This window comes from Aminobacter sp. J41 (genome assembly GCF_000526635.1).
Taxonomy (GTDB): Bacteria; Pseudomonadota; Alphaproteobacteria; order Rhizobiales; family Rhizobiaceae; genus Aerobium.
In genome coordinates, this window is sequence record NZ_JAGL01000032.1 from 23,286 (window position 1) to 36,335 (window position 13,050).

Genomic DNA, 13,050 nt, shown 5'->3' on the forward strand with positions numbered 1-13,050 from the left:
GGGCGGGGCGACCCTTCATATGACTGGTTCCATCGTTCAAAGGTTGGATTGCATGCGTCACGCAGCCATCGGCGTGACGCCCAGAAGGGTCGCTAACGCCGTCCGGTTTCGCACGGCGTCCGCCAGCGTGTATTTGTCCAGCACAGACAGATATGCCGTCAGAGCCTCGGAAAACATGCTTTTCAGCATGCAGGCCGGTGAAATCACGCATGCTCCGCCCGACTGTTGCAGACATTCGACCAGCGAGAAATCTTCCTCGATGGCGCGGACAAGAGCGCCGACGTTGATCTGTGCAGGCGGTCTTGCAAGACGTATTCCGCCCGCACGACCGCGGACCGTCATGATATAGCCGTGCCTGTTCAACGTTTGCGCCACCTTGAGCAGATGGTTGCGCGACAATCCGTAAGTCTCGGCAACATGATGTACAGTGCAACAACCGTCAGGACGCATGGCGACGTAAATCAGCATGCGTAAAGCGTAGTCGGTGTGGAGTGTCATCCGCATGATTGTTTCTCCGGCCGGGTGCACGCTTACGACGCGACGCGCCTTCGTAAAGTGGCATCTAAAATACCATTAATACCTTCCCCGATCGCGGAAAAGCGCGAAAACGTCGCAGGGAGATATCCTCCGTTTCGCTGAGAAAGTGGCATTATCGATACCAAAAATAGGCCTGATGCTATGCTTGGGGTGGAAACACGCCGAACGGGCGATAGATGTACGAAGCGTTCAAAGTGGAAGGAATTGTGATGAGAAGTCTGTTGAGTGCGACCGTGGCTCTTTTCCTCGTGTCGACGTCAATTACGTTCGCCGCAGATCATCAGGTGCAGATGCTCAACAAGGGAGCGAAAGGCGCCATGGTGTTCGAGCCTGATTTTATTCAGGTCGAAGTTGGAGACACGGTGACCTTCATCCCGACTGACAAGAGCCATGACGCTTAGAGCATCAAAGGTATGATCCCAGATGGGGCTGAGCCTTTCAAAGGCAAGATCAATCAGGAGATCACAGTCACGATCGAGAAGGAAGGCGTCTATGGCGTCAAGTGCACGCCGCACTACGGCATGGGCATGGTCGCGCTGATCGTGGCCGGCGAGCCGGTCAACGTCGAGGAAGCGAAAGCCGTGAAGCATCCGGGCAAGGCGAAGAAGGTGTTCGACGAACTCTTCGCGCAGGCTGAAGCCGAGTGACATAAGGAAGGACGAACATGACAAAGAAGATGGATGCCGTTTCTCCGACCGCCGATGAAGCCGGGAAGGTCTCCCGACGCAGTCTTCTGATGGGGTCCGCGGGTGTCGCCATTGCGTCGGCAGCGCTTTCCGCGACCCCGGCGATCGCCAATCACGATCACCCTGTAGCGCATTCTGGCGGCGTTTCTCCGTCTGGAAGCCTGAGCAACCGCATTTATGCGGTGGTAGACGGGATGGCGGACATCGCGCGCATGCCGACTGATATCCCCCCGCCGATTACGCGACGGGAGCCGGAAACGGTGTCTGTGGAACTCGAGACCATCGAACTCGAAGCACGGCTCGATGGTCGCACGACCTTCCGGTACTGGACCTTCAACGGCACTGTACCGGGACCATTCGTCCGCGTCCGCGTTGGCGATACGGTCGAGGTGTCGCTGAAGAATGCTGAAGACAGCAGCATGATGCACAATGTCGACTTCCATGCGGTGACGGGACCGGGTGGTGGCGCGGAGGCAACGTCTGCTGCACCGGGAGAGACGAAAGGTTTCACCTTCAAGGCCCTGAATCCTGGCCTCTACGTCTACCACTGTGCCGTACCTCCCGTGGCGATGCACATCGCGAACGGCATGTATGGCCTGATACTGGTCGAGCCCGAGGAGGGACTGCCGCCGGTCGATCGCGAGTTTTACGTGATGCAGGGCGAAATCTATACGGAAGAGGAGTTCGGCTCGTCCGGCCTGCTCACCGAGAGCTATGAAAAGCTTCTCAACGAACGCCCGGAATATTTCGTTCTCAACGGCCATGTTGGCGCGCTGACCGACCATTACCCGTTGAAAGCGAATGTCGGCGAAACTGTCCGCATCTATTTCGGCGTGGGCGGTCCCAACTTCACGTCGTCGTTCCACGTCATCGGCGAGATTTTCGATAAGGTCTACCAACTTGGTTCGGTGACCTCTCCGCCGTTGACCGATGTCCAGACGGTGAGTGTCCCCGCAGGCGGCGCAACAATCGTCGAGTTCAAGGTCGAGGTTCCCGGCCGCTACGTTCTTGTCGATCACGCGCTGTCGCGCGTGGAGCGCGGCCTTGCAGGTTTCCTTATCGTCGAAGGCGATGAGAATCCTGAGATATTCAACGCCCACGAACACTAACACTTAGCTGAAGTGCGAGTGTGATCCGGCGCGGGCCCTTGAAAGCGCGCGCCGGACGTCGCTGATCGATACCGAGCTGTGGACGGCAAACGTATTGTTAGCGTTTGAAATTTGACGGGTTGAACATGAGCGTATTCCGGGAGAGTTTAGTGCCCGCAAGCTGCAGTTGGAGGAGATAGCATGGTCGCCAAACTCACCACGTCGGAAAGGCAATCTGCGGCCGTCATTCTGCTGCTTGTGGCCCTGGCCGGCATCGCGATGGCCGCCGCCGGTCGCAACGAGGCGATGGGCGTGCATGGTCTTATCGTCATTCTGTTTGCGGGCGCGCTGCTATATCCCGTGCTGTCCGCCTTCTATGCGCCGGAGCCCACGGAAGACCGTCAGGCATCTTACTACGATGACCCGATCAAGGTGGGTATCGCTCTGGCAATGGGCTGGGCGATCTTCGGCATGTTTATGGGCGTTTGGGTCGCCGCACAGCTCGCCTGGCCGAATCTCCATTTCGATGGCGCATGGTCGACCTTTGGGCGCCTGCGCCCGACACATACCACCGGCGTGATCTTCGGCTTCGGCGGCAACGCCCTGATCGCCACCTCTTTCCACGTTGTCCAGCGCACGTCGCGCGCGCGGTTGGCCGGCCAGGTCAGTCCGTGGTTCGTGCTCTTCGGCTATAATCTCTTCTGTGTGCTTGCGGTTACAGGCTACATCCTCGGCGTCACGCAGTCGAAGGAATATGCCGAGCCAGAGTGGTATGCCGACCTGTGGCTGGTCGTGGTGTGGGTGACATACTTCCTCCTCTATATCGCAACCATCGCGCGACGGAAGGAACCGCATATCTACGTCGCCAACTGGTACTTCATGGCCTTCATTCTGGTCGTGGCGATCCTGCATATCGTGAACAATCTCGCTTTGCCGATCTCGTGGGGTAGCGCCAAGAGCTACACGATCTGGCCCGGCGTGCAGGATGCGATGGTCCAGTGGTGGTATGGCCACAATGCCGTGGCATTCTTCCTGACCGCCGGCTTCCTCGGCATGCTGTATTACTATCTCCCCATCCGCGCAGGGCGCCCGATCTTCTCGTACCGTCTGTCGATCCTCAGCTTCTGGGGCATCACCTTCTTCTACATGTGGGCGGGCTCGCACCATCTGCACTATACGGCGCTGCCGCACTGGGTGCAGACGCTCGGAATGACGTTTTCTGTCATGCTGCTGGTGCCGTCCTGGGCATCCGCTGGCAATGCACTGCTGACCCTCAATGGTGCCTGGCACAAGGTTCGCGACGATGCGACGCTGCGGTTCATGATGGCTGCAGCCGTGTTCTACGGCATTTCCACCTTTGAGGGTTCGTTCCTCGCTATCCGGCCGGTCAACGCCTTGTCGCATTATACCGACTGGACCGTAGGACACGTCCATGCAGGCGCCCTCGGCTGGGTGGCTCTCATCAGTTTTGGCTCGATATACACACTGGTGCCGGCGTTGTGGAAGCGCGAGCGAATGTACTCTCCTGCGCTGATCGAGTGGCATTTCTGGCTCGCGATAGCCGGAACGCTCATCTACATCTTTGCCATGTGGAATTCGGGCATCCTGCAGGGCCTGATGTGGCGCACGTACACGGAAGAAGGCACGCTCGCCTACTCCTTCCTCGATAGTCTTGTTGCGATGTATCCCTATTACATTGCCCGGACCATCGGCGGGGCGATGTTTCTGCTGGGCACCGCGATCGGTTGCTACAACATCTGGATGACCATCCGGCTGGTTCCCGCGACCGTTCCAGAGGAAGCCGACTTGCCGGTCAAAGACGCAGTCGTGGCGGGGGAGTAAGCGGATGCCGGAGTTCTTTCATCGCAAAATCGAGCGGTCCGCCATCGGCTTCGTGCTTGCCATCATCGCAGCCGCCAGTGTCGGCGGCATCGTCGAAATCGCGCCGCTCTTTACCATCGACGAGACGGTGGAAGAGGCGCCCGACATGCGCGTCTACACCCCACTGGAACTGGCCGGGCGCAATATCTACGTCCGTGAAGGCTGCTATGCCTGCCACAGCCAGATGATCCGCACGCTTCGCGACGAAGTCGAGCGTTATGGGCCATACTCGCTCGCGGTTGAATCCAAATACGACCGGCCCATGTTATGGGGATCCAAGCGCACCGGCCCCGACCTTGCCCGTGTCGGCGGCAAATACTCGGATGCGTGGCATGTTGCGCATCTGATCAACCCGCGTGACGTTGTGCCAGAATCGAATATGCCGGCCTACGCATTCCTCGCGCGCACAGCCCTGCGCACCGACGATTTGTCCGATCATCTGCGTGCCCAGCGAAGGCTGGGCGTACCTTATACGGACGAGATGATTGGGAACGCGGCGGCCGATGCCTACGGACAGGCAGCGCCCGACAGCGACTTTGCAGCAGGCGTCAGCGAGAGGTACGGTGAGGCTACGGAAGTCAGTGCATTCGATGGCGTTGCATCCCGCCTGACGGAAATGGACGCGCTGGTCGCTTACCTGCAGGTGCTTGGCCGACTGACGAGTGCGGCTTACGAGAACACCGCCGCGCCGCAGGAAGCGCCGAACCCGGATAACTGAGGAGACGCGCCGATGGATTTCGATCACGATACGCTGGTGGCCTTTTCCAAGAGCTGGGGCCTTTTCTACCTCATGGGGTTCTTCATCTGCGTGATCATTTATGCCTTCTGGCCCTCAAACCGGAAGCGCTTCACACGTGCGAAAACCAGCATATTGTCGGGGGAGGATAAGCCGTGGCGGTAGAAGAACGCGATCCGGTGACCGGTCGCGAGACGACCGGTCACGAATGGAACGGCATCAAGGAACTCGACACACCGGTTCCACGCGGCGTGCTGATATTCCTCGTCGTCACCCATATCTGGGCGGTGGGCTGGTGGTTCTTCGCGCCCACATGGCCGCTGGGAAGCACCTACACGAAGGGGTTGCTCGGCATCGATCAGCGCACCACGGTGGAAGAAAACCTTGTCAGGGCGCAGCAGGCGCGGTCCGTCTGGACGACCCGTCTGGAGACGGAGCCTTACGAGACCATCCTCGCCGACCAGCAACTGATGGGGATCGTGCGGAGTACCGGCCACCAGCTGTTTGGGGACAACTGCGCCGCATGCCACGGCGTGGACGGGAGCGGACGCGCCGGGTACCCCGATCTGACCGACGACGACTGGATCTGGGGCGGAGAACCGGAAGCGATCGAGCAGACCATGCGTGTCGGTATCAACACGCGCCATCCCGACAGCCGTATCGGACAGATGCCCGCCTTCGGACGCGACGGCATACTGGAACGCGAGCATGTCAGCAATGTCGCATCCTATGTCTATTCGCTGAGCAATCCCGAATACTCGACGCCGGAAAACCGAGAGCGTATTGAGGCCGGCAGAACCGTCTTCGCTGACAATTGCGCAGCCTGTCATGGCGACGACGCCACTGGCAACCGCGAGGTAGGCGCTCCCAATCTGGCCGATGATAGTTGGGTCTACGGCGGAGATCTGCAGACCATCATCAACTCGGTTCACGGCGGCCGCGAAGGCCATATGCCGACTTGGGACGAGCGGCTCAGCAATCTCGATATCCGGACGCTGTCGCTCTACGTCTATGATCTCGGGATCGTCGGACGATGAACGCTCAGGCGCCCCATCGCCCGCGGAAGTCCCGCATCATCTGGTCGCTGGTGGCGATGGGGCTGGCGCTTTTCCTCGGCGCAAATGCGCATTTGGCCTATGTCGCATTCGCCTCCCAGCCCGACTGCGTCTCCCACTCGAAGGGCTCGGGAGAGGCCCATGATTATCGCGCCGCAAAGTCTGCCTGCTAGGAGGAGCACGAGATGACCGAGACTGCAAAGTCGTACGGATTGTTCAGCGAGACCTCCGGCATCGGCGAGACGCGCGATCCGAGGCTGCAACGGAACCTGCCGCTTTTCGTCGGCCTCAATTGGCTTGGAGCTGGCTGGCGCGACCTGTGGCATCGCCCAAGTGCCAGCCTGGCCTATGGCTTCGGCATCTTCGTGCTGTCGTGGGTTCTCGTGTGGGTGCTGGCCGCCTTCGGCAGCGACTACATTCTCTTCCCCGCCCTTGCCGGGTTCATGATCGTCGGTCCTTTCTTCGCAATCGGGCTTTACGAGAAAAGCCGTGCCATCGAGGAGAACCCCGAGGTGGGCCTTGCCCAGATGCTTGCGATCCACCCACGCGCGGGACGGCAGGTCTTCTTCACCGGATTGATGCTCTGTGCGCTGATGCTTCTGTGGATGCGTGCCGCCGTCTTCGTTTACGCGATCTTCTTCGGCGTTACGCCCTTCCCAGGCATTGAGCATATCGCAAACATGCTGTTCGGCACGGCCTATGGGCTGCTGATGGTGGCAGTCGGGAGCGCTATCGGGGGACTGTTTGCGGCCTTCTCCTTCGCCGTCAGCGTATTCGCCGTGCCGATGCAGCTTGATCGCCGGGTCGATGCGATGACGGCAATGGCCACGAGCATGCAGATGGTCTGGAACAATCTCGGTCCGATGATCGTGTGGGGCGCAATCGTGCTCGCCCTGTTCGGGCTTTCGGTTGTCACCGGGCTTGTCGGTCTGATCATCGTCTTCCCGCTTCTCGGTCATGCGACGTGGTACGCTTATCGCGCCATGCAAATCCCGGAGACCCGGGTATGAGTTGCTGCGCGCCGGGTAGCGAAGCTGCTCTAGCAATCGGTCCCGGCCGCGCTATCCCACCGGAGGAAATCCGTCTGTCGAGCAGGGAGCTGGGCGACGGGCTTATGCAGACTGACCTGACCGTGCCCCAGGCACATTGCGGCGCATGCATTGCTGGTGTCGAGGATGCGCTCGCGCGGCTGCCGGGGGTGGTCGCTGCCCGGTTGAACCTCTCTGCAAAGCGGGTCTCCGTGAAATGGCGAGCCGATCAGCCCGTGCCGGATATGATCGGGGCGCTGCGTTCCGCTGGCTATCAGGCCATGTTGAGCGGTATCCAGCAGCAGGAGCGCGATCCGGAAATGGCGTGGCTTTTGCGAGCGACAGCCGTCGCCGGCTTTTCGGCCATGAACATCATGATGCTGTCCATTTCGATCTGGTCAGGCTCAGATGCCGAAACCCGCAACGCGTTCCACGTCATCTCTGCGATCCTCGCCGTGCCTGCCATTGCCTATTCCGGGCAGGTCTTCTTTAGATCGGCGTGGTCCGCCCTCAGGGCCGGCAGATCGAACATGGACGTGCCGATCTCTGTCGGCATCCTGCTCACGCTCGCCCTGAGCCTTTATGATACGGCGACCGGCGCACCGCACGCTTACTTCGATGCGGTGACGTCGCTCATATTCTTCCTGCTCGCCGGACGCACGCTCGATCATGCGATGCGCGCCCGTGCGCGGACGGCTGTCACCGGTCTTGCCCGGATGATGCCGCGCGGCGCCACGGTGATCGCAGCAGACGGAAGCCGCGACTACCGCGATCTCGCCACGATCTCTCCCGGCGATCTCCTGCATGTCGCGCCGGGCGAACGGATACCGACCAACGGCACAGTCATGTCGGGAACAGGTGCGCTCGATATGTCGGTCGTCAATGGAGAGGCGCGTCCGGAACGTTGCAGTCCCGGAGATGCGGTACTGTCTGGCGCGCTGAGCCTCGATGGCGCATTGACGATCCGCGTCGACAAACGGCCTCAGGATTCGTTTCTGGCCGACATGGTCCGGATGATGGAGGCTGCGGAAGACGGACGCGCGCGCTACCGTCGGCTTGCCGACCGGGCTGCTGCCCTCTACTCGCCCGTCATCCACACGCTGGCGCTGGCGACTGGACTTGGATGGCTGGCGGCAACGGGTGACGTCCATCGCTCGCTCACCATCGCCATCGCGGTGCTGATCATTACCTGCCCCTGCGCGCTCGGGCTTGCCGTGCCGATGGTGCAGGTCGTGGCGGCGCGACGCCTGTTCGGCCTCGGCGTCGCGATCAAGGACGGAAGCGCGCTGGAGCGCCTCTGCGAGGTCGACCGCGTCGTCTTCGACAAGACAGGCACACTCACGCTGGGCACTCCCACGGTGACGAAACACAACGTGCCCGCCGCCGATCTCGCCGCGGCGGCAACACTGGCGCAAGCCTCGCGACACCCCGTTTCACGCGCGGTGGCAGCCCTCCTTCCAATCGGCGACAGCACGGTCTCCGAGATACGCGAAGTGCCGGGAAAAGGCGTAGAGGGGACTCTTGGCGGCCATGTCTACCGGCTGGGCAGCGGGGACTGGATTTTCGGAGGGGCGTCGGCGCCGGATGACGAAGCTGCCGCGTGGCTTTCGAAGGATGGCAATCCCGTTGGCTCGTTTTCGATGGTCGATCGCCTGCGGCCCCGTGCTGAGGATGCTGTCCGCCACTTGTCGACCCTGGGCATTAGCGCGGAGATCCTGTCTGGGGACCGGGAAGCTGAGGTGCAGCGCATCGCCGCTCAGTTGGGTATCGATGAAGCAATCTCCGGCGCGATGCCGGATGAGAAAGTCGGCCGGCTTGAAAGTCTCGCAGCTCAGGGACGCAGGGTGCTGATGATAGGCGATGGCCTGAACGACGCACCTGCGCTTGCCACGGCTCATGTCTCCATGGCGCCATCGAGCGCGGCCGATGTCGGTCGCAACGCTTCCGACCTGGTGTTCCTCAGCGACAGTCTCGAAGTCGTCCCGCGAACGATCAAGGTCGCGCGAGCTGCGGACCGTCTGGTTCGCCAGAATCTCGCCCTCTCGGTCGCCTATAATGTGTTGGTTGTTCCCATCGCGATGGCAGGCTACGTGACCCCGCTGATAGCGGCCATCGCTATGTCGGCATCGTCGATACTGGTGGTCGCCAATGCGCTGCGCCTGTCGCGCGAAGACATCGCAAAGCCGGCACTGCAAAAACAGATGGCTGCATGGCCGTTCGCGGAGTCGACATGAGTTACGCTATCTGGCTCGTTCCTGTCGGTCTCGTCATGGGGCTCGTAGGTCTTATCGCCTTTCTCTGGTCGATGAAAAGCGGCCAACTCGAAGACCTCGATGGAGCGGCCGAGCGGGTGCTGATCGGAGAAAAGGCCGATCGACCCCTGCCATCGCATATCGACAATGATGCCCCTGAGTTCTCGACTGTTAAAGGACACCAGCCATGACACGTTTCGTCGACCGGCCTTTCGACTGGGTCGCGGCCCTGGCCCTCGCTTCGGGCGCGGCGGTGATAGTGCCAAGTATGATAGTGTTGGCTCTTACGGTGCTAACGGTCGCCTACTCGTTCGTTCAGTGATCCCGCTGGGTCCCCTTTTCCTGACAGACAGGCCGTGGATGAAGGCCAATCATGATCGGCGTGCGGCATGAGAGCTGGGCATCTGACCACGCACTGGACTTGCTGGAGCGGTATTCGATCGACCGGGTGTTCGCAGACCCAGTGCTCGTCGGCCCGCACAGCTGGTGCGTCTTCGACAACACCGCCTCCGGGGCAGCCATCGAGAATGCCCTGACAATGCTGGGAAGCGGCTGACGCCAAGGCCGCGCTGCCACCGTCAGGAAGGCTGCGGAGAGCAGGTCGGAGCGATGCAGCAGCCCCGCTACCTCGCCGTCCCGCATTACCGGATAGACGCGGTGCGAGCGGGCGAGGAACTCCTCGGCTGCCGACACGAAGTCGAGATCCACCGGCAGGGTAAGTATCTCGCGGCTCATATGCTCAGCGACGCTGCCATCCCATTGCTGGTAGTAGCTGGCGTTGAGCATCGGCCGGAAGCAATCCTTCTCCGTCAAGATACCGACGAGCGTGCCCGATGCGTCGATGACCAGCGCGGCCGGCGCACGCCGGCGGGCGAGCATCGCCACCGCCTCCCGGATCGGTGTTTCCGGCGCGAGACTTGCAAAGTCCGTACGCATGATGCGCTCGATGATCGTCTCCGGCTTCATGTCGACTTTTCCTGGTTACGACTGGGGCAGTCGAGGCAGCGTGTCCCGCCGATGCACGCTAGGCCATCGCAGCTCATGCGCGGCGCGCCGCGGCCTAGCATCAGGCCGACCGCGAGTCCAGCGGCGGACAGTGCAACGATCACAACCGCAAAAAGGATCTCCATCGCCCGGCCTCAAACCAGATGCCGGTGGAACGCGCCGGTGGCGACGCGGCGCAGGCCTTCACCGTCCCGGAAGAGGAAAAGCGCGGAGATGCCGAGGCTTTCCGCCAGCACCGGTCCGTCCTCCCCGGCGGCCATCAACGCCGTCGCCCACCCGTCCGCTTCGCGTGCGACGGGCATGAGCACCGAGACGGAGGCGAGCGCGCCGGCAACCGGCTCGCTCGTGGCGGGATCGATGATGTGGCTGTAGCGCCGGCCGCCCAGATCATAGCCGTTCGCCCTGTCGCCGGAAGTCGCCACGGCCATGCCGTCGAGTAGGAGCACGCCGGCGAGATCGTCGACCTCCATTCGCGGGTCCTCGATCCCAACCTGCCACACGCGGCCGGACGGATGCCGACCGCGCGCCGCCAGTTCTCCACCGATATCGATCAGGAAGCTGTCGTGCCCGCTGCTCATCATCAGGGAAACCATCCGGTCGAGCGCATGGCCCTTGGCGATGCCACATAGATCGAGCGTCATCCCGTTCTCCTGTTTGCTCAGGCGCGCCCCGGCCGCACTTAATCTGCGCCACCCGCCGGGCTGCGACTCCCCGACACGGATCGGCCCAAAACCCCAGCGCGCGACGAGCGGTCCAACCGTCGGGTCGAAGAGTCCGCCGCTCGCCTCGGCAATGGCGAGCGCCGAGGCGGCGACCTCGACGACCTCCGGTGACGCCGCGAAATCTCCGGCATTGCTTTCGTTGAAATGCGATAGCGCGCTGTCTGCCCGCCATGGCGAAAAGGCGCGATCGATGCCATCGAACAGTTGCCCGAGCCGCTGCGCCAGCCCGGGAGTTTCGATGCCCGCAGGCATCGTGATCCGCCAGCCTGTGCCGAGGGCCTGACCCGACAGCCTAGAGACCTCGGTGGCTGTCCTAGCGATGGCCGGCTGGGCAAGTAGCAGCGCTGCGCCGCCGAGCGTGAGCACGCTGGCCTGCCCCTATCGGGTGGTCCGATTTCAGTCTTAGTGCATGATCGGCTTGCCGGCTATCGCTTGGGCAGATGATGGAGCCGGTCCGCGTGGTGTTGCCGGCATGACGATTGCCTGCGGTGCCGGTGATTTGTATCCGAGCGATGAATGCGGCCGCTCCGTGTTGTAGTAGCGCCGCCTCGCCAGCTTTGCCGCCAGCGCCACCGCGCGGTCCTCGTCCATCTTGTCGGACAAAAGACGCTTCGCGAACGCCTCGATCTGCGCAATGGCCTTGCGACCGACGTCGGCCATGATGAGAGTCTGGTCGTCGATCGCGGCGATGGGTTTCTCCTCGACGACTTTGAGGAGCGAGGCTGCAGGCAACTGGCCAAGTTGCGGATCGACGGGTCCCAGCACGGAGTGTTCGCACATCACGATCTCGTCGGCAGCGAGTGCGATCAGCGTGCCACCGGACATCGCGTAATGTGGCACGAACACTGTGACCTTGCCCTTGTGTCCCTGAATGGCGCGGGCAATCTGTGTTGCCGCCAGCACAAGGCCGCCCGGTGTGTGCAGCACGATGTCGAGCGGCACTTCGTCGTCGGTCATCTGGATCGCGCGCAGCACTTCCTCCGAGTCATTGACGTCGATGTAGCGCATCAGGGGGAAACCCAGCAGGTTCATGGTCTCCTGTCGATGAATCAGCAGAATGACGCGACTACCGCGCTTCTTCTCGATGTTGGCGATCTTGCGAGTGCGCATCGCCTCAAGATATCTGCGCTGCAGAACCGGCTGCAGCGCCGAAATGATGAAGAACAGCCAGAACAGCTGCATTATGTCCATGGACCTTGTCCTCCTTCCCTTCGACCATCCGGCAGAAAGCCATAGATGCCCTCGTCGCGATAATAGTGGCGATAGGCGTCGGCGCGCCTTCGCAGGAGTGGCGTTACGAGCCAACCGGCGAGAAACCCGCCGATATGCGCCCACCAAGCGATCCCGCCCGTGGCCTGATCGCCGCCGAGCGACAGAAAGCCGGGAATGACCTGCATGAAGAACCAGATCATTGCGAAAATGAACGCGCGCACTTCGAAGAACAGCGGAATGAACAGAATCGGCACGATCACCACCAGCCGAGCCGCCGGAAACATGCGTGCGTAGCAACCGATCACGCCCGCGATCGCCCCCGACGCGCCAAGCGCGGGAACGACTGAGTCGGGGTTCGCCAGCGCGTGAGCCAGTCCGGCCGCAACACCACAGAACAGATAGAACAACGTGAATCTACCCGGTCCGAGCCGATCTTCGACGGCGGGGCCGAAGATCCAGAGCGTCCACATGTTCAAGATGAGGTGCAGCCAGCCCCCGTGCAGGAAGATGTTGGTCAGGAACGGGGTCCAGTCGGACGGGGCGACGAGGCTCAGTTGCCCGAAGAAGCGCGAGGGCACCAGCGCGAACTCGAACAGGAACCGGTCCAGCACGCGCGGAGGCAGGCTGATCTGATAGAGGAACGCGAGGACGTTCATGCCGATGACCGCCCATACGATGACGGGCGGGTAGCGGCGCGCGACGCTGTCAAGGTAGGGAAACAAGCGGCAGATCCTCGCTCGCGCTGGCCATTCCGTTCATTATTTTTTCCCGGCGATCGTCACGCCCGTCCAGGCTGGGGGATCGGAGGCCGGGAAGGTTTCAAGACTGGCTTCGATAACTGGATCGAA

13 protein-coding genes and 4 pseudogenes are annotated in these 13,050 nt (G+C 61.7%); 11 read left to right on the forward strand and 6 right to left on the reverse strand.

Translation table 11 applies throughout. From position 1 onward, the window contains the following. Nucleotides 1-57: 57 nt before the first annotated feature. Nucleotides 58-504 (reverse strand): Rrf2 family transcriptional regulator, encoded by a 447-nt coding sequence (locus tag L630_RS0116900; RefSeq protein ID WP_024849410.1) that lies wholly within the window; start codon nt 502-504, stop codon nt 58-60. A 242-nt stretch (nt 505-746) separates the two neighbouring features. Between L630_RS0116900 and L630_RS21675 the strand changes: the two are divergent. The 11 genes and pseudogenes from L630_RS21675 to L630_RS23430 all read left to right on the forward strand — a co-directional run. After that, nucleotides 747-1,184, forward strand: a pseudogene (locus L630_RS21675) (pseudoazurin). A gap of 17 nt (nt 1,185-1,201) precedes the next feature. After that, complete coding sequence (gene nirK, locus L630_RS0116910) at nt 1,202-2,332, forward strand: copper-containing nitrite reductase (protein WP_024849411.1); 1,131 nt, start codon at nt 1,202-1,204, stop codon at nt 2,330-2,332. A 180-nt stretch (nt 2,333-2,512) separates the two neighbouring features. Beyond that, nucleotides 2,513-4,153, forward strand: a complete 1,641-nt coding sequence (ccoN, locus tag L630_RS0116915; RefSeq protein WP_024849412.1) for a cytochrome-c oxidase, cbb3-type subunit I — start codon at nt 2,513-2,515, stop codon at nt 4,151-4,153. Between the two features lie 4 nt (nt 4,154-4,157). After that, a complete protein-coding gene (gene ccoO, locus L630_RS0116920) occupies nt 4,158-4,910 on the forward strand; it encodes a cytochrome-c oxidase, cbb3-type subunit II (RefSeq protein ID WP_024849413.1) in 753 nt (250 codons plus the stop codon). Between the two features lie 12 nt (nt 4,911-4,922). Beyond that, nucleotides 4,923-5,093 carry a cbb3-type cytochrome c oxidase subunit 3 gene (locus tag L630_RS22580; RefSeq protein WP_084466166.1) on the forward strand — a complete coding sequence of 57 codons (171 nt, stop codon included), beginning with the start codon at nt 4,923-4,925 and terminating at the stop codon, nt 5,091-5,093. Then, nucleotides 5,084-5,965: a cytochrome-c oxidase, cbb3-type subunit III gene (gene ccoP / locus L630_RS0116930; RefSeq protein ID WP_024849414.1), complete on the forward strand. Its 882-nt coding sequence runs from the start codon at nt 5,084-5,086 to the stop codon at nt 5,963-5,965. Before L630_RS22580 ends, ccoP begins: the two co-directional genes overlap by 10 nt. After that, nucleotides 5,962-6,156 carry a hypothetical protein gene (locus tag L630_RS0116935; protein WP_024849415.1) on the forward strand — a complete coding sequence of 65 codons (195 nt, stop codon included), beginning with the start codon at nt 5,962-5,964 and terminating at the stop codon, nt 6,154-6,156. The genes ccoP and L630_RS0116935 overlap by 4 nt, the downstream gene beginning before the upstream one ends. A gap of 12 nt (nt 6,157-6,168) precedes the next feature. After that, nucleotides 6,169-6,993 carry a DUF2189 domain-containing protein gene (locus tag L630_RS0116940; protein ID WP_024849416.1) on the forward strand — a complete coding sequence of 275 codons (825 nt, stop codon included), beginning with the start codon at nt 6,169-6,171 and terminating at the stop codon, nt 6,991-6,993. 104 nt (nt 6,994-7,097) lie between these two features. Beyond that, nucleotides 7,098-9,245, forward strand: coding sequence for a heavy metal translocating P-type ATPase (locus L630_RS0116945; protein ID WP_245263779.1), 2,148 nt, complete (start codon nt 7,098-7,100; stop codon nt 9,243-9,245). Beyond that, complete coding sequence (gene ccoS, locus L630_RS0116950) at nt 9,242-9,454, forward strand: cbb3-type cytochrome oxidase assembly protein CcoS (RefSeq protein ID WP_024849418.1); 213 nt, start codon at nt 9,242-9,244, stop codon at nt 9,452-9,454. The genes L630_RS0116945 and ccoS overlap by 4 nt, the downstream gene beginning before the upstream one ends. 176 nt (nt 9,455-9,630) lie before the next feature. Further along, nucleotides 9,631-9,819: pseudogene (locus tag L630_RS23430) on the forward strand (DUF72 domain-containing protein); the annotation flags it as partial. A 44-nt stretch (nt 9,820-9,863) separates the two neighbouring features. Here L630_RS23430 and L630_RS23435 read toward each other — a convergent pair. The 5 genes and pseudogenes from L630_RS23435 to L630_RS0116980 form a co-directional block, all read right to left on the reverse strand. Further along, nucleotides 9,864-10,229 (reverse strand): annotated as a pseudogene (locus L630_RS23435) (CBS domain-containing protein); the annotation flags it as partial. 173 nt (nt 10,230-10,402) lie between these two features. Then, on the reverse strand, nt 10,403-11,356 hold the full coding sequence (locus L630_RS0116970; RefSeq protein WP_024849420.1) for an FAD:protein FMN transferase: 954 nt from the start codon (nt 11,354-11,356) through the stop codon (nt 10,403-10,405). Between the two features lie 36 nt (nt 11,357-11,392). Further along, nucleotides 11,393-11,593 (reverse strand): integrase core domain-containing protein, encoded by a 201-nt coding sequence (locus L630_RS23440; protein WP_280940247.1) that lies wholly within the window; start codon nt 11,591-11,593, stop codon nt 11,393-11,395. Next, nucleotides 11,588-12,181, reverse strand: a pseudogene (locus tag L630_RS0116975) (ATP-dependent Clp protease proteolytic subunit); the annotation flags it as partial. The pseudogene L630_RS0116975 and the gene L630_RS23440, both read right to left, overlap by 6 nt. Beyond that, complete coding sequence (locus tag L630_RS0116980) at nt 12,172-12,924, reverse strand: rhomboid family intramembrane serine protease (RefSeq protein WP_024849422.1); 753 nt, start codon at nt 12,922-12,924, stop codon at nt 12,172-12,174. The gene L630_RS0116980 and the pseudogene L630_RS0116975, both read right to left, overlap by 10 nt. Between the last annotated feature and the right edge of the window lie 126 nt (nt 12,925-13,050).